Source organism: Mesorhizobium sp. BH1-1-4 (assembly GCF_020165665.1).
Lineage (GTDB): Bacteria > Pseudomonadota > Alphaproteobacteria > Rhizobiales > Rhizobiaceae > Mesorhizobium.
The window spans coordinates 26,173-40,870 of sequence record NZ_JAIUIN010000002.1 but is presented as its reverse complement, the minus strand read 5'-3'; the positions used below and the strand labels follow the sequence as shown (position 1 = coordinate 40,870).

Here is a 14,698-nt window from a genome sequence, read left to right as displayed (position 1 = left end):
CACGGCCCGAACACGACACGGGATCGCCGGCGATCACGGCCCTTGCCTCGGCTTGCACGCAGGACCGATCAGCCTATTCGTCCGGTCCCGGCTCCGGCCATGTCTCCCTGGCTGCTTCGGCATACCATTGGCGCATGGCCGGCGTTGCCAGAACCGCATCGACATAGGCCCTGGTGTCGGGCGCCAGATCCCCGCCATAGGTGTCGAAACGGGTGACAACGGGTGCATACATGGCATCGGCGGCGGTGAAATGGCCGAACAGGAACGGGCCGCCCTTGCCGTACTTCTCCCGGCATTCGCGCCACAGCGCCTCGATGCGCGTCCGCTGCGCCTCGCCTTCGGCATCGAGCGGCTTGTGCGCCTTTGGCCGGCGCAGGTTCATCGGCCAGCCATAGCGCACCTCGCGAAAACCGGAATGCATCTCGGTCGCCGCCGCGCGTGCCAGCGCCCGGGCGCCGATATCGGCCGGCCAGAGGTTCTTGTCCGGAAACAGGTCGGCGAGATATTCAAGGATGGCAAGGGTTTCCCAGACAATCCTGCCCTTGTGATTCAAGACGGGCACCTGACCGGTCGGCGACACTTTCGCCAGGTTGGCCGCGGTTTCGGGCGTGCGCAGCCGCACGAACCCTTCTTCGAACGGTATATCCAGGTGCCGCATCGCCACCCAAGGCCTGAGCGACCATGACGAAAAGCACTTGTTGCCGATATGGAGCGTGAATTCCGACATGTGTCCCCCTTCTAATTGTTACCCGCACCCTAGCTTGCCGGCCCGGCGACCGAAAGGCACCAGTTTTGCCGGCACGGGCAGCCACCGTTGGAACCGAAACCGCGCCGGCTCGTTTGCCCAGGCGAACCAAACCCGGGAGATGCGAAATGGTGAACAAGGATCAGGTCGCCGGTGTGGCCAAGCAGGTAAAAGGCTCGGTCAAGCAAGCCGCCGGCAAAGCGACCGGCGACAGGCAGACGCAGGCGGAAGGCACGGCCGACAAAGCTACCGGCAAGGTGCAGAAGGCCTATGGCGACGTGAAGGACAAGGTCAAGAAATCGCTTTGACAACTGTGAAAAGGGCCGCGTCGAGCGGCCCTTTTCATGTCCTCAACGATTTGCTGAAGGCATTGGTGAAAATCACGTCGCCATGATCGTCGCTGGCTTCGACCAGCACGACGTCCAGGCTGTCGCCGGTGACACGGGCCAGGGCGAAGCCGCCCATATAGGCGGCCTTTGGCTTGAAGAGATCGAGACCGTCCCGTTGATAGATCATCGGCACCTCGTGCTGATGACCGTGGAAAACGGCAATGACGTTGTAGCCCTTCAAGGTCGCCAGCAACGCCTGGCGATCCGCATCGCTCCACCAATGCGGCGCGCCCTTGCCGTCGTCGTCGAATGCTCTTTTGACGGGGTCCCATCGCTCGGTCGAAAAAACGTCCCAACCATAGTGCTGGAACAGGATGACCGGGCGGCCGTCCGCCGCATAGGTCGCCAGATCCTGCTTGAGCCAGGGCAGGCTGTTGTCGGCGCCATGGCCGCTGTCGCCGGCGAAGCGATGGGTCTGCACCAGATGCAGGCCGCCCCAGTCCCATGAATAGCAGTCGGTGTCGACGTCGTAGCTGGTGGCCGGCACCGGCGGCTTGAAGAACACGCCGGCACGGTGATTGACCTCGACATAGTCGCGCATTTCGCGTCGATACCAGTCGACATGGTGCGGCGGGCCATTCTGGTCGAGGTCATGATTGCCGAGCCCGACATAAACCGGAACATGCACACGGTCGGGCCCCATGCCTTGCTGATAGCGCTGGCTGAACTGCAGGAGCTGAGTGCCCTCGCTGGGTTCGGTGATCTGGCCGCCGCCGTCGTCGGTGATGTCGCCGCCGACGACAAGGCCGAGCGGCGTGCCGATGCGGCTGCCGGCCGACCGCAGGCTCGTGGCGATGCCGTCGATCTGCGCCGGCCAATCCTTGTCACCGATGGCGTTCAACGCCGCGACGTTACGCAGCAGCGCCGCGTCAGTCTTGCCTTCCTGCTGGCAATTGGGGCTCAGGCCGCTCGCCATGCGGCAGGCATGAACATCGGCGACGAACAGAAAGGTGGCGTCGATGGCCTGAACGCGCTGCCCGGTCTGGCCGAGCGCCGGGCGCGAAAGCGCACCGGCCGCGGCGAGACCGGCGGTCTGTATCAGAAAGCTGCGGCGTGAAAGCGATTTTGGCGGCGGGTGATTCATCATCGGCCGGACTTCAGCACAAGCGGCGTCTGTCCGTCCAGTTTGGTCGAGACATCGGCCGGCTTTGGCCTGCCTGCCTCAAATGTCGCTGTGCCGGCGCAGCACCCTGCGCCGTCGCCTCGCGCCCGGCGATGATGTGGCCTGCGAGGCGCTCCGCTCCAACGCCGCAAGGCAATCGCGCAACGGGCCGGCGTCCTGCGCCGTCTTGGCCATCGACATGGCGCCGGAATAGGCGGCGACCGCGAATACCGCGAAATGCTGGGGATCCGTGCCTTGCTCCCTGCCCTCCTGCTGGTCGGCGCTGACCTTGTCGGCTATCGCCTGGCGCCATGCCGAAAAGATGCCGGCAAGCGCGATCCGGAATTCGGGATCGGCGAGCGAGAGTTCATGCGCCAGATTGTTGAGCGGGCAGCCGCGCACGAAACCTTGCCGTTCCAGTTCCGCGGCAACGGCCTCGAACACCTGACGCACGCCCTCGCGCGCCGAAGCCGCCTGCCGCACCGGCGCGATCCACGTCTCGTCGACAGCCGCCGCCACGCGCTCTTCGATGACGGCCAGCGCCAGCGCCTTCTTGGTCGGGAAATGATGATGCAGCGCGCCACCGCTGACGCCCGCCGCCGCCATCAGGTCGCCAAGGCTGGAAGCATGGTAGCCGCTTGCCTGAAACGCGGCTTCGGCGACATCGAGCACTTTCCTGCGCATGCCTTCGGGGTCGTTGCTGCGTTTTCCCCGAGCTCGTCTTGGCCTGTCGTCGATCTCTGCTGACATTGCCGAACAGTAGCATGTTGACAAAACAGGGCAACCGGTCTGTTTTGTCAAACAGGACGATCACCCTGTTTTGGAGAACGCGGATGAGCCAGACACCGAATGCCACGCCGAAGCCGGCGGCAGCACGCGCCTCGCCGATCGTCGAATTGCGCCAGTACACGTTGAAACCTGGCCGGCGCGAAACGTTGATCGAGATCTTCGACACAGAGTTCGTCGAAAGCCAGGAGGACGCGGGGATGACCATCATCGGCCAATTCCGTGACCTGGACCGCCCCGACATGTTCGTCTGGATGCGCGGTTTCGAGAGCATGGAGGCCAGGAAGGACGCTCTGGTCGCGTTCTATGACGGCCCGGTATGGGCGGCGCACCGCGATGCCGCCAATGCGACGATGATCGATTCCGACGATGTGCTGCTGCTACGGCCGGCATGGCCGGATGCCGGCTTCGGTCTCTCGAGGTTGCGCCGGCCAACGGCCGCCATGGCCAAAAGCACAAGCGATCGGAATCGCTTGCCCGGTGTGGTTGAGATTTCGATTCATCATTTGCGGACGGGCGCCGAGGCCGGCTTTGCCGAGCACTTCCGGGTCGAGATGGTCCCTCGGCTTGCCCAAAACGGCGCCCGCCTGCTCGGCGCCTTGCTGAGTGAGCCGGCCGCGAACACCTTCCCGCGGCTTCCCGTACGCGCCGGAGAAAACGTCTTCATCGACGTCATCGGCCTCCATGACGCCGATGCCAGCCATCGCCTCGCCGCTTCGCCGGCGTGGCGGGCGCTCGGCCAGAGCATGCAAGCGGTTTGCACAAAACCGGCCGAGACGTTGCGGCTGGTGCCCACGGCCCGATCGCTGTTGAGGTGATCAGCGGCCGACGACATTGCCGCGATCGCCGCAAAGGCCGGATCTTGGCCGGTCGACCACCGAAGTTCATACCCTGCGAGAGCCTGATGGCTTGACCCCGTCGCGCACATGCGGTGCGATCCCTCTGTTTGATACCAAGTACATGGTGACAAGTGCATGGGGACAAGCGCATGGTGAGGTGAGCGATGAGGCTTCGCGGCAAGCGGGCGGTGATCACCGGTGGCTCGGACGGCATCGGCCTGGCGATCGCCGAGGCGTTTCTGCGCGAGGGCGCAGAGATCCTGATCGTCGGCCGCGACGCGGGCAAGCTCGAAGCCGCTCGCGAAAAGCTGACGGCTTCTGGCCCAATCGGCAGCGTTGAGACAGTATCGGCCGATCTCGCCGCCAGCCCCGGCGTCGCTGCGGTGGTCGAGCACGTAAAGGCTGCCGGCCGGCCGCTCGACGTTCTCGTGAACAATGCCGGTGTCGCCTATCTCGTGCCGTTCGAGACCGCAAGCGAGGCGCAGTTCCAGCACTCCTTCGCGCTCAATGTGTCGGCTGCCTTTTTCCTCACCCAGGGGCTGTTGCGGTATTTCGGCGCCGGCGCATCCGTCATCAACATCTCGTCCTATTTCGCCAACAAGATGATCCCGAAGCGGCCGTCCAGCCTCTATTCCCTGTCCAAGGGCGCGCTGAATTCGCTGACCAAATCGCTCGCCTTCGAACTCGGCCCGCGCGGCATCCGCGTCAATGCCATCGCGCCCGGCACGGTCGACACCGCCATGCGGCGCAAGACCGTCGACAATCTGCCGGTCGAGGCGAAGGCGGAGCTGAAAGCCTATGTCGAGCGCAGCTATCCGCTGGGCCGCATCGGTCGACCCGCAGACATCGCCGGCATGGCGATCTATCTTGCCAGCGACGAGGCCGCCTGGACCAGCGGCGCGATCTTTGCCATCGACGGCGGGTACACGGCCGGGTGAACTGCCTGGCCGCTATGGCGCGGCAACTTCACCAGCGGCGCTTTCCACAAATCCAAGAGCGCCCACAACGTCCAGGATCTGAAGGCGAATCCAGCGATGAGGGAGCTCGTCGTCTCGGCGTGCGTGCCAGTACATCCTGATTTCAGGAACGGCAATGGGAAGTGGCGGCTCGAAGATGGCGAGAGGCAGGGTCTTGGCTGCCCACACCGCGAACTGCCTGGGAACCGCGGAAAGGTAGTTTCCGTTTGCGACGGCCAACGCGACAGCCTGAAAGTGAGGCAGTGCCAGGCTTACACGGCGGCTTCGCCCGATTTTGCGGAGCGCCTCGTCGGTGGAGCCCGACATCGATCCGTCGATAGAGCGAAGAACGTGCGGCAGTTCGCAAAAAAGCTCAAGCGGAATCGGCTCGCCGCCTGCGATCCCCGCCAGTCTGATCGCAGCATTGTTTTGCGCCGCAATGATTGCGAAGGGCGAATGGAACAGCGGTACACTGGAGACCCAGTCCAAGACCTCCAGCGGACGTTCGAGAGCCACATCGATTTCATCGTCCTGGAGCAGCCGCGAAACATCGCCGCGCGCGCTGTCGAGAAACCGTAACGACGCATGCGGCGCGGTAGCCGCGACGCGCGCCGCCAGTGTCGGCATCAGCAGCATGGAAAAGAAGTCCGCCCCCATGAGCGTGAAGGTTCGCTCAAGTTCCGCCGGATCGAACGAATACGCCGAATGAAAGGCGCGTTCGATCTCGCGCAGTGCCGCGCGCACCGGCTCCGTCAGGCTTTCGGCGCGCGGGGTCGGCACCATGTCGTTGCCGCGCCGCACGAACAGCTGGTCGTTGAGGACATGACGCAGACGATTGAGCGCGGCGCTCACGGCGGGCTGGCTCAGCCCGATCTGCTCGCCGGCGCGCGTTACGCTTCGTTCGCGCAAAAGCGCATCGAGCACCCTGATCAGATTGAGGTCGAGCGCATTTAAATTCATGGCATCAATCCGCCCCATACGATCATTGGATTTCCATCGGCGGCATGCACCTGATCAGATCCTTCCGACGGCGACCCGTCCGAGGGCAACAAAGGAGGAAGAACCATGACAATGACCGTCGGGACCATTACAGGCAAGGAACTCTTCTGGTTCAACAACACACTGGTTGCCGTTCGGATCTCGTCGGCCGAGGGCGAGGACGCCATCTGTGTCGTCGAGCACCGTATGCCCCATGGCGACTCTCCGCCGATGCATGTGCATCGACACGAGGACGAGGTGTTTCATATCCTAGAAGGACAGCTGCGCTTTCGGATCGACGGACAGGAGCGGGTCGCTGGTACCGGCGAGACCCTCATTGCGCCGAAAGGCCTGCCCCACACATACAGGGTCGAATCTCCAGAAGGTGCGCGCGCTCTGACCGTCACACGCGGCCCCGGGTTCGAGACGATGCTGCGTCAGGCGAGCCGCCCCGCCGGAAAGCCGGAGTTGCCGCCGCTGTCGGAGCCGACGCCCGAGATGATCGAGGCTCTGGTGCGGATCTGCGCGGAAAATGGCATCGATATTGTCGGTTCGCCCATGAGTTGAGAACGCGAAGCCGCCGATCTCTCCTCGAAGGGTTCCAGTGGGGAGATCGGAAGCATCTTCAACCGATTTGCATCCGCAGCCGCGTTATTCTCCGCTTGAAGCCATTTGTGCAACGCGATACGCCCTTCCGCAAATCGACAGACCGGAGACTTGCCGTGAGCGCGCCAAAGACCAGAACCGAAACCGATACGTTCGGCCCCATCGAGGTTGCCGCCGACCGTTATTGGGGTGCGCAGGCGCAACGCTCGCTGGGCAATTTCAAGATCGGCTGGGAAAAGCAGCCGGCTTCGATCGTGCGCGCGCTGGGCATCGTCAAGCGGGCGGCGGCGGAAGCCAATATGGAGCTGAAGCGGCTCGACCCGGCCATCGGCAAGGCGATCATCGAGGCCGCGCAAGAGGTCATCGACGGCAAGCTCAACGACCACTTTCCGCTGGTGGTCTGGCAGACCGGCTCGGGCACGCAGTCCAACATGAACGCCAATGAGGTGATCTCGAACCGGGCGATCGAGATGCTGGGCGGCGTCATGGGCTCGAAGAAGCCAGTGCATCCGAACGACCACGTCAATATGAGCCAGTCGTCGAACGACACCTATCCGACGGCCATGCACATCGCTTGCGCCGAGCGGATCATACATGACCTGATCCCGGCTCTGCACCATCTGCACAAGGCGCTCGCAGCCAAAAGCCGGGACTTCAACCACATCATCAAGATCGGCCGCACCCACACGCAGGACGCCACGCCGCTGACGCTGGGCCAGGAATTTTCCGGCTATGCCGCGCAGGTCGCCTCGTCGATCAAGCGCATCGAGCAGACGCTGCCCGGCCTGCAGGAACTGGCGCAGGGCGGCACGGCCGTCGGCACCGGCCTCAACGCGCCGGTCGGCTTCGCCGAGCGGGTGGCCGATCGGATCGCCGCCATATCGGGCATCGCCTTCGTCACCGCGCCGAACAAGTTCGAAGCGCTCGCCGCCCACGATTCCATGGTGTTCTCGCACGGCGCCATCAACGCGGCGGCCGCGGCACTGTTCAAGATCGCCAACGACATCCGCTTCCTTGGCTCAGGTCCGCGCTCGGGCCTTGGCGAGCTCTCTCTGCCGGAGAACGAGCCCGGCTCCTCGATCATGCCCGGCAAGGTCAACCCGACCCAGTGCGAGGCAATGACGCAGGTCTGCGTGCAGGTATTCGGCAACAATGCGGCGCTGACCTTCGCCGGCAGCCAGGGCCATTTCGAGCTCAATGTCTACAACCCGCTGATGGCGTATAATTTCCTGCAGTCGGTGCAGCTGCTGGCCGACGCTTCGGTCTCCTTCACCGACAATTGCGTCGTCGGCATCGAGGCGCGGGAGGACAACATCAAGGCGGCGCTCGACCGCTCGCTGATGCTGGTGACGGCCCTGGCGCCGAGCATCGGCTACGACAACGCCGCCAAGATCGCCAAGACCGCGCACAAGAACGGCACGACGCTGCGCGAGGAAGCGCTGGCCACCGGACTGGTCAGCGAAGCCGATTATGACCGGCTGGTGCGGCCGGAGGACATGACGCATCCGGGATGAAGCGATCCACCTGTTTGTCTTCGCAGCCATCGCAAACGTTCGACATTTGCCGGGACCTCTCGTCATCGTTGGCGCAGCGACGCGAAGCGGCGCAGACCCTAGGATGACGACGGGGTGAGCGTTTCGGCCTATTTCCAAGGCAAGCGATGCGACGATACAAGCGCCATCCTGTCAGGCCGAGTAACCAACATTTTTCGGGGTGAGAATTTTCTCCCGTCGCCGCATCGTCCGATACAAATTTCGCGCATCCTGTCCGGTCACGGAAATGTATGCCCTGTGAACAATGTGTCGCCGCATAGCCGACTTTGGTGAACAGTCGGCATCGTCTATCTCTGGGGTCATTCAAACCCCTTCGGAGAGTCACTCATGTCCATCAACGCTTCCGCCGCCGGCGCCGGCACCACGTCCAACAGCGCTGTCACCATCCTTATCGGCCGTATCCTGCTCGCGGTCATTTTCCTGCTTTCCGGATTCGGCAAGCTCACGGCCATTTCCGGCACCGCCGCCTATTTCGGCGGCCTCGGCCTGCCGGTACCGACGGCCACGGCCGTCATCGTCGGCCTGATCGAACTGCTTGGCGGCCTCGCCGTACTCGTCGGTTTCCAGACCAGGATCGCCGCCTGGGTGCTCGCTGTCTTCACGATCGCGACCGGTCTTGTCGCCCACACCGGCTGGGCCGACCAGATGCAGATGATCCAGTTCCTCAAGAACGTCGCCATCACCGGCGGCTTCCTGCTGCTGGCCTCCTCGGGCGCCGGTGCCTATTCGATCGACGCCAAGCGCGGCTGAGCCCTTCCTTCCAAGGACCTGAAAAAGCGGCGCGGAATTTTCCGTGCCGCTTTTTCGTTGTCCGATTGCAGGCGTAGACTGCGATTGGCTGCCGGTGGCCCGCGCCGGCAAGGGAGGTCGCCATGGTCCGCAACGCATTGCTTCTGGTTTCGCGGCTGCTGTTTGCCGTGCTGTTCGTGCCGTCCGGCTTCCAGGCACTCGCCAACATTGCCGGCACAATCAATTATTTCGCCGGCCTTGGCCTGCCGCTGCCGGCGCTCGCCGCCTGGGGCACCGGGCTTTTCGAGCTGATCGCGGGGCTGCTGATCCTCGTCGGGTTCCAGACGCGAATCGTGGCGCTGCTGCTGGCCGCCTTCTGCATTGCGGCGGGCTATATCGGCCATTATGGCCAGGGCGGCGGTGACGCGACGTTGGCTTTCCTGCACCAGCAGATGCTGATGAAGGATATTGCGATCGCAGGCGGTTTCCTGGCGCTTGCCATGGCCGGCGCCGGCGCATGGTCGGCCGACGGGCGGGGTGCGGCCTGAGGCCGCCCTATTTCACCGACACGCTCGGTCCGCCTTCGACCGACAGCACCAGCCGGCGGTTGGTGATCCGTGCCAGTTGCGCCAGCCGGCCAGCCGGACGCTCGCCATAGAGGTTCGAGAGCGAAGCCGGCAACACCAGCGCCAGCACGCCGTTGGGGCGGTTCTCCCATTTCAGCCTCGGCATGACGCCGGGCATCGCCGCCGTCAGCAGATAGACAACCCGCATCATCGCCGCCAGCACACGGGCCCGCTCCAGCAGGCTCGGCGGTGCCAGCGCCTTGATCTCGGGCGCGATCCCCTCGTTGAAGACGCCGTCATGGCGGTAGGCGTTGGTCAGCGCGAGATAGGCGCGGCCGGGATGATCGACACCGATGAAGGACGCATGCGCGATGATGTTTAGCGACTGCTTGCCGCGATATTCGGGATGGGCTCGCCAGCCGATATCGGCCAGCAGGCAGGCGGCGTGGCGATAGCGCGCTTCGTCTTCCGTCTCGTCGATGCCGAAGGCCTTGAAGGCCTTGCCGGTCCATTCGACCAGATCATGCGCGTGGTGGACCGAACGCGAGCGCAAAAGCGCAAGCTCCTCGGCGGCCGAGATCAGCGGATCGGCCTTCTGCTCGGCCGCGTCGAGCAACGAATAGAGAAAGCCTTCGCGCACGCCTTGCGCCGAAACGACGATCCTGGACGGCTGCATGGCCGTCATGATTTCCTGCAGGACGAGAGCGCCATATGGCAGCAGCGAGCGGCGGTTCTTGGAGACGCCCTCGATACCCCTCACCTTTTCGACCTCGCCCCTGGCCACCTGCTTGAGGAAGCTTTGAGCGCTTTCGGCCGAGATTTCGTAGTGGTGCATGACGCCGAGCGGGTAGTTGTTCATCTCCATGTGGAGCCTGGCGAGGTTTCGCCAAGTGCCGCCAACGGCGTAGAAGGTCCTGCCCTGCCCGCCCTTCAACAGCTTGGCCCGGGCCAGTTCCTGGCGCGCGATCTTCTGCGCCTGGACAAGCGAGTTCTTCGCCATGTCCTGCAGCCGCAGGCCGCCGAGCGGCAGCGTGATGCCGTCGCCGATCGCCTCGCCATCGATGTCGATCAGCTCCAGGCTGCCGCCGCCAAGGTCGCCGGCGATGCCGTTGGCCGGATGAAAGCCGGAGATGACGCCGAGCGCGGAATAATGCGCTTCCTGGCGGCCCGAGAGCACGCGGATCTCGGTCTTGAGCACATCCTCGGCGCGATGGATGAAATCGGGACCGTTGATTGCCTCGCGGGCGGCGGCGGTCGCCAGCACGTACATGTGTTCGGCGCCGGCCTGATCGGATAGCGCGCGGAAACGGCGAAACTCGTCCATCGAGCGCGCCACACCCTCGGGGTCGAGTTTTCCCGTCGAAACGATGCCGCGGCCTAGGCCGGCCAGCATCTTTTCGTTGAACAGCGTGGTCGGCGAACGCGCCAGTCCCTCATAGACGACGAGGCGGATCGAATTGGATCCGATGTCGATGATGGACAGCGGTCGGCGGTCCTGCAGCCGGCCCTGGGAATTGGACAGCATCAGGTGGTGGCGTTCTTCTTGCGGCGCTTGAACTGCGCGATCCGCTTGGGCGCATGTGATTTCAGCGCGTCACCCCGTCCCGACAGGCTCGGATTGGTCATGAAATATTCCTGCGCGTTGAACGGTTCCTCGCCCTCCTCCAGCACCACGCGCCGGGAGGTTCCATCAGCCAATACGTCGAAACTTTGCTGATTGTCCATGATGTTGCCCAGCATGATCTGGCCCAAAATCTGTTCATGCACAGTTGGATTGGTGATCGGCACCATGGTCTCGACGCGGCGGTCGAGATTACGCGGCATGAGGTCGGCCGAGGAGATGTAGACGATCGCCTCGTCCGACGGCAAGCCATGGCCGTTGCCGAAACAATAGATGCGGCTGTGCTCGAGGAACCGGCCGACGATCGACTTGACCCTGATGTTTTCCGACAGGCCCGGCACCTGTGGCCTGAGACAGCATATGCCGCGCACGACGAGATCGATCTCCACACCGGCGCGGCTGGCGTCGTAGAGCGCGTCGATGATGATCGGGTCGACGAGCGCGTTCATCTTCATCCAGATGCGCGACGGCCGCCCCTCCAGGGCGTGGGCGACTTCACCGGAAATGTGCTTCAGGATACGGCTTCTCAACGTGAACGGTGAGATCGCCAGTCGCATCTCATCGGTCGGCTCGGCATAGCCGGTGATGAAATTGAAAAGCTGGGCGACGTCGCGGGCGATCGTCGGATCGGTGGTGAAGAAGGACAGGTCGGTGTAGATGCGCGCGGTCACCGGATGGTAGTTGCCGGTGCCGAGATGGACGTAGTTGCGCAGCTTGCCGTCCTCGCGCCGCACCACAAGCGACATCTTGGCGTGGGTCTTGAGTTCGAGGAACCCGAACACGACCTGCACGCCGGCGCGCTCGAGATCGCGCGCCCAGCGGATATTGGCTTCCTCGTCGAAACGCGCCTTGAGCTCGACCAGCGCCGTCACCGACTTGCCGGCCTCGGCGGCGTCGACCAGCGCGCGCACGATCGGACTGTCGTTGGAGGTGCGGTAAAGCGTCTGCTTGATGGCCACCACTTCGGGATCGGCCATCGCCTGGCGCAGGAACTGCACCACGACATCGAAGGATTCGTAGGGATGATGGACGACGATGTCCTTCTCGCGGATGGCGGCGAAACAGTCGCCGCCATGCTCGCGGATGCGCTCGGGAAAGCGTGGGTTGTAGGGTATGAATTTCAGGTCGTCGCGGGGAACGGAGACGATCTCGGAGATCTGGCTGAGCGCCAGCGGACCCGTCAACACGCTGATGCGGCTCGACGAGACGCCGAGCTCGCCGGCGACGAAGTCGCGCAATTCGCCAGGCATCAGCATGTCGAACTCGATGCGGATGACGGAGCCGCGGCGGCGGCGCTTCAGCGCCGTTTCGAACAGCCGTACCAGGTCTTCCGATTCTTCCTCGACCTCGATATCGCTGTCGCGGATGATGCGGAACGTGCCGGAGCCCTTGACCTCGTAGCCGGGGAACAGCTTGCCGATGTAAAGGCCGACCGCCTCCTCCAGCGGAATGAAGCGGACGTGATGCTTGCGGTCCGGCAGACGGATGAACCGCTTCAGCGCCACCGGCAGGCGCAAGAGCGCGCTCATCTCCTCGCCGTTCTTGCGGTGGCGAAGCTGCAGCGCCATGGAGAAGCCGAGATTGGGAATGAACGGAAACGGATGCGCCGGGTCGATCGACAGCGGGGTGAGCACCGGAAACACCTGGTCCTGGAAATGTTCTTCCAGCCAGACTTTCTCGTCCTTGGTCAGCGCATCCCGGGTAATGGTCTCGATGCCTTCCTTGTTGAGCAGCACGGTGAGTGCCGAAAGGCTCTTCTGCTGGTCCTCCTGCAGGCGCTCGACTTCACGCAGCAATTGTTCGAGCTGCTGCTCGGGAGTGCGTCCATCCGGGCTCTTCAGCACGATGCCCTCGCGCACCTGGCCGGCAAGGCCGGCGACGCGCACCATGAAGAACTCGTCGAGATTGGCGGCCGAAATCGACAGGAAGCGGACGCGCTCCAGCAGCGGGTGATGGGTGTTCAGCGATTCCTCGAGAACGCGGCGGTTGAACTGCAGCCAGGAGAACTCGCGGTTGACGAAACGGTCCGGATTGCCTTCCGGGCTCGCTGCCGCGACATTGTTGAATTCGCTCTGTACCGGCTTCAATTCGTTCATGATTCCTGCTCTTCCGCGCGCCTTGGCCGGTTAACCGGCTTAACTTATCCTGTGGCAGGCTTTTGCGACAGTTCTCTGACAGGGTTTTGCGACAGTTTGATTTCATCGAACTTGCAAACAGGCCTGATATGATCCAGATGCAGAAGAGACTGCGTTAAGGAGACGACGATGGCAGGCGGTTCCATTCCCCATTTCCAGAACGATGCGGGCCATCCGGCGATCGACATCGGGGTCAAGGAATTCATGTGCACGGGCGCCAACCCGCCTTTCGACCATCCGCATGTGTTCCTCGACATGGGCGACGACAATGAGAAAGTCTGCCCCTACTGCTCGACCCTCTACCGCTATTCGCCGAAGCTGAAGGCGACGGAAACGCTGCCGGCGGGCTGCCTCTATATCGACCAGGCCGCCTGACCTCCCGATCATGAGCGAGACGCGGTCCCGGCAAGTCGTCATCGCCGGGGCTGGCATCGCCGGGCTGACAGCGGCGATTGCCTTTGCCGAACGCGGCTACTCTGTACGGATTTTCGAACAGGCGCAGCGCCTGGAAGCAGCCGGCGCCGGCATCCAGCTCTCGCCCAACGCGACACGCATCCTGCGCCAGCTTGGCGTGCTCGACACGCTTGTCGCCAACGCCGTCAAGCCGGAAGCCGTGGTGCTGAGGGACGCAGCAAGCCTACGCCAACTGGCGCGCGTGCCGCTGGGCGGAGCCGGCGAGCAGCGGTGGGGCGCGCCCTATCTCGTCACCCACCGGGCTGATCTGCAAGACGCCCTGATGGCGCGCGTCGCGCAAATGCCCGACATCCACCTCACCACCGGCGCGCAGGTCAGCAGCGTCGCCTCCGGTTCACTCGGCATCACCAGGACGGACGGAGTCGGCCGCAAGATCATCGGCACCGAAGGCTCTCTGCTGGTCGGTGCCGATGGCGTTTGGTCAGCGGTGCGGAGGTTTGCCAGCCCAGGCGACGGAGCCGGCTTCGCGAACAGCCGCTTCTCGGGCGAACTGGCCTGGCGCGCGACGATAAGCGCCGACAGCGAAGCCGGGCAGGCCTTTGCCGCGATCGGCGCCGGCGACTGCGTCACCACCTTGCTGCACCCAGGATTCCACATGGTCGCCTACCCCGTCAGCGGCGGCCGCGCCTTCAACCTGGCCGCCTTCACCCCAGGCGAGCGCATTGCCGAGGGTTGGTCAGGCCATGCCGATCCCGTCATCCTTTCCGGCGCCATGCGCCGCACCGCGCCGGCACTGGCGAGGTTGGTGGAACTCGCCGAACCGTGGAGCGCCTTTCCCATCCACACGGTCGAACAGCGACGCTGGACGGCGCCGGAAGGCATCGCGCTGATCGGCGACGCCGCGCACGCAATGACGCCATTCGCGGCACAGGGCGCTGCCATGGCGATCGAGGATGCGGCGACGCTTGCCAACCTCGTTGCCGACTTCCCCGGCGACTTGGCGCAAAGCCTCACCATCTGGGAGAAGCTGAGACGGCCGCGCATCGAAAAGGTGCTGAAACGCGGCGCGGTCAACCGCCTCGCCTGGCACGCCCGGGGACCGGTGGCATTGGTGCGCAATCTCGTCCTGGCGGCGCGGCCGGGAGAGAAGCTCGCCGCGGATTTGGACTGGCTCTACGGCTGGGAGGCGCGAAAGGTTGTAAGGCGGTGAAATGCAATCGCGACAACCAAGCTCGTATTCGACAAACGGTCACCGCAGGCAGTAAAATGCGCATATGAG

The 14,698-nt window shown here is 63.9% G+C and carries 15 protein-coding genes; 9 read left to right on the top strand and 6 right to left on the bottom strand.

Going from position 1 to position 14,698, the window contains the following annotated elements:
* Positions 1-73 precede the first annotated feature (73 nt).
* A complete protein-coding gene (locus tag LB569_RS03885) occupies positions 74-727 on the bottom strand; it encodes a glutathione S-transferase family protein (protein WP_140707179.1) in 654 nt (217 codons plus the stop codon).
* A 146-nt stretch (positions 728-873) separates the two neighbouring features.
* Between LB569_RS03885 and LB569_RS03880 the strand changes: the two genes are divergently transcribed.
* On the top strand, positions 874-1,053 hold the full coding sequence (locus LB569_RS03880) for a CsbD family protein (protein ID WP_140707182.1): 180 nt from the start codon (positions 874-876) through the stop codon (positions 1,051-1,053).
* Positions 1,054-1,087: 34 nt separating this feature from the next.
* Here the strand turns inward: LB569_RS03880 and LB569_RS03875 are convergent, their stop codons facing one another.
* Positions 1,088-2,221 (bottom strand): metallophosphoesterase, encoded by a 1,134-nt coding sequence (locus LB569_RS03875; protein WP_224691156.1) that lies wholly within the window; start codon positions 2,219-2,221, stop codon positions 1,088-1,090.
* Positions 2,222-2,296: 75 nt separating this feature from the next.
* Positions 2,297-2,920 (bottom strand): TetR/AcrR family transcriptional regulator, encoded by a 624-nt coding sequence (locus LB569_RS03870; protein ID WP_224691155.1) that lies wholly within the window; start codon positions 2,918-2,920, stop codon positions 2,297-2,299.
* Positions 2,921-3,069: 149 nt separating this feature from the next.
* On the opposite strand from LB569_RS03870, the gene LB569_RS03865 reads away from it, so the two are divergent.
* Together LB569_RS03865 and LB569_RS03860 are read left to right on the top strand one after the other, a co-directional pair.
* Positions 3,070-3,840 carry an NIPSNAP family protein gene (locus LB569_RS03865; RefSeq protein WP_224691154.1) on the top strand — a complete coding sequence of 257 codons (771 nt, stop codon included), beginning with the start codon at positions 3,070-3,072 and terminating at the stop codon, positions 3,838-3,840.
* A gap of 185 nt (positions 3,841-4,025) precedes the next feature.
* Positions 4,026-4,799: an SDR family NAD(P)-dependent oxidoreductase gene (locus LB569_RS03860; RefSeq protein ID WP_224691153.1), complete on the top strand. Its 774-nt coding sequence runs from the start codon at positions 4,026-4,028 to the stop codon at positions 4,797-4,799.
* A gap of 12 nt (positions 4,800-4,811) precedes the next feature.
* On the opposite strand, the gene LB569_RS03855 is transcribed toward LB569_RS03860, so the two are convergent.
* Positions 4,812-5,777 carry a LysR family transcriptional regulator gene (locus LB569_RS03855; protein WP_224691152.1) on the bottom strand — a complete coding sequence of 322 codons (966 nt, stop codon included), beginning with the start codon at positions 5,775-5,777 and terminating at the stop codon, positions 4,812-4,814.
* 105 nt (positions 5,778-5,882) lie between these two features.
* Here LB569_RS03855 and LB569_RS03850 point away from each other — a divergent pair, with 105 nt between their 5' ends.
* The 4 genes from LB569_RS03850 (at position 5,883) to LB569_RS03835 (ending at position 9,231) form a co-directional block, all read left to right on the top strand.
* On the top strand, positions 5,883-6,362 hold the full coding sequence (locus LB569_RS03850) for a cupin domain-containing protein (protein ID WP_224541141.1): 480 nt from the start codon (positions 5,883-5,885) through the stop codon (positions 6,360-6,362).
* Positions 6,363-6,517: 155 nt separating this feature from the next.
* Positions 6,518-7,915 (top strand): class II fumarate hydratase, encoded by a 1,398-nt coding sequence (gene fumC / locus LB569_RS03845; protein ID WP_224541138.1) that lies wholly within the window; start codon positions 6,518-6,520, stop codon positions 7,913-7,915.
* 366 nt (positions 7,916-8,281) lie between these two features.
* Positions 8,282-8,704, top strand: coding sequence for a DoxX family protein (locus tag LB569_RS03840; RefSeq protein ID WP_140707197.1), 423 nt, complete (start codon positions 8,282-8,284; stop codon positions 8,702-8,704).
* Between the two features lie 122 nt (positions 8,705-8,826).
* On the top strand, positions 8,827-9,231 hold the full coding sequence (locus LB569_RS03835) for a DoxX family protein (RefSeq protein WP_140707199.1): 405 nt from the start codon (positions 8,827-8,829) through the stop codon (positions 9,229-9,231).
* 7 nt (positions 9,232-9,238) lie between these two features.
* Here LB569_RS03835 and ppx read toward each other — a convergent pair whose 3' ends face one another.
* Both ppx and LB569_RS03825 read right to left on the bottom strand, forming a co-directional pair.
* Positions 9,239-10,774 (bottom strand): exopolyphosphatase, encoded by a 1,536-nt coding sequence (gene ppx, locus LB569_RS03830; RefSeq protein ID WP_140707200.1) that lies wholly within the window; start codon positions 10,772-10,774, stop codon positions 9,239-9,241.
* Positions 10,774-12,966: an RNA degradosome polyphosphate kinase gene (locus tag LB569_RS03825; protein ID WP_140707202.1), complete on the bottom strand. Its 2,193-nt coding sequence runs from the start codon at positions 12,964-12,966 to the stop codon at positions 10,774-10,776. The genes ppx and LB569_RS03825 overlap by 1 nt, the downstream gene beginning before the upstream one ends.
* Positions 12,967-13,134: 168 nt before the next feature.
* Here LB569_RS03825 and LB569_RS03820 point away from each other — a divergent pair, with 168 nt between their 5' ends.
* Together LB569_RS03820 and LB569_RS03815 are read left to right on the top strand one after the other, a co-directional pair.
* Positions 13,135-13,380, top strand: coding sequence for a zinc-finger domain-containing protein (locus LB569_RS03820; protein ID WP_015318409.1), 246 nt, complete (start codon positions 13,135-13,137; stop codon positions 13,378-13,380).
* Between the two features lie 10 nt (positions 13,381-13,390).
* Positions 13,391-14,629, top strand: a complete 1,239-nt coding sequence (locus tag LB569_RS03815) for an FAD-dependent monooxygenase (RefSeq protein WP_224691151.1) — start codon at positions 13,391-13,393, stop codon at positions 14,627-14,629.
* Positions 14,630-14,698 lie beyond the last annotated feature (69 nt).

What these genes read in the sequence shown, in the direction of transcription:
- LB569_RS03885 (WP_140707179.1), bottom strand. Translation starts at nt 727, where the DNA reads ATGTCGGAATTCACGCTCCATATCGGCAACAAGTGCTTTTCGTCATGG.
- LB569_RS03880 (WP_140707182.1), top strand. Translation starts at nt 874, where the DNA reads ATGGTGAACAAGGATCAGGTCGCCGGTGTGGCCAAGCAGGTAAAAGGC.
- LB569_RS03875 (WP_224691156.1), bottom strand. Translation starts at nt 2,221, where the DNA reads ATGATGAATCACCCGCCGCCAAAATCGCTTTCACGCCGCAGCTTTCTG.
- LB569_RS03870 (WP_224691155.1), bottom strand. Translation starts at nt 2,920, where the DNA reads ATGCGCAGGAAAGTGCTCGATGTCGCCGAAGCCGCGTTTCAGGCAAGC.
- LB569_RS03865 (WP_224691154.1), top strand. Translation starts at nt 3,070, where the DNA reads ATGAGCCAGACACCGAATGCCACGCCGAAGCCGGCGGCAGCACGCGCC.
- LB569_RS03860 (WP_224691153.1), top strand. Translation starts at nt 4,026, where the DNA reads ATGAGGCTTCGCGGCAAGCGGGCGGTGATCACCGGTGGCTCGGACGGC.
- LB569_RS03855 (WP_224691152.1), bottom strand. Translation starts at nt 5,777, where the DNA reads ATGAATTTAAATGCGCTCGACCTCAATCTGATCAGGGTGCTCGATGCG.
- LB569_RS03850 (WP_224541141.1), top strand. Translation starts at nt 5,883, where the DNA reads ATGACAATGACCGTCGGGACCATTACAGGCAAGGAACTCTTCTGGTTC.
- LB569_RS03840 (WP_140707197.1), top strand. Translation starts at nt 8,282, where the DNA reads ATGTCCATCAACGCTTCCGCCGCCGGCGCCGGCACCACGTCCAACAGC.
- LB569_RS03835 (WP_140707199.1), top strand. Translation starts at nt 8,827, where the DNA reads ATGGTCCGCAACGCATTGCTTCTGGTTTCGCGGCTGCTGTTTGCCGTG.
- ppx (WP_140707200.1), bottom strand. Translation starts at nt 10,774, where the DNA reads ATGCTGTCCAATTCCCAGGGCCGGCTGCAGGACCGCCGACCGCTGTCC.
- LB569_RS03825 (WP_140707202.1), bottom strand. Translation starts at nt 12,966, where the DNA reads ATGAACGAATTGAAGCCGGTACAGAGCGAATTCAACAATGTCGCGGCA.
- LB569_RS03820 (WP_015318409.1), top strand. Translation starts at nt 13,135, where the DNA reads ATGGCAGGCGGTTCCATTCCCCATTTCCAGAACGATGCGGGCCATCCG.
- LB569_RS03815 (WP_224691151.1), top strand. Translation starts at nt 13,391, where the DNA reads ATGAGCGAGACGCGGTCCCGGCAAGTCGTCATCGCCGGGGCTGGCATC.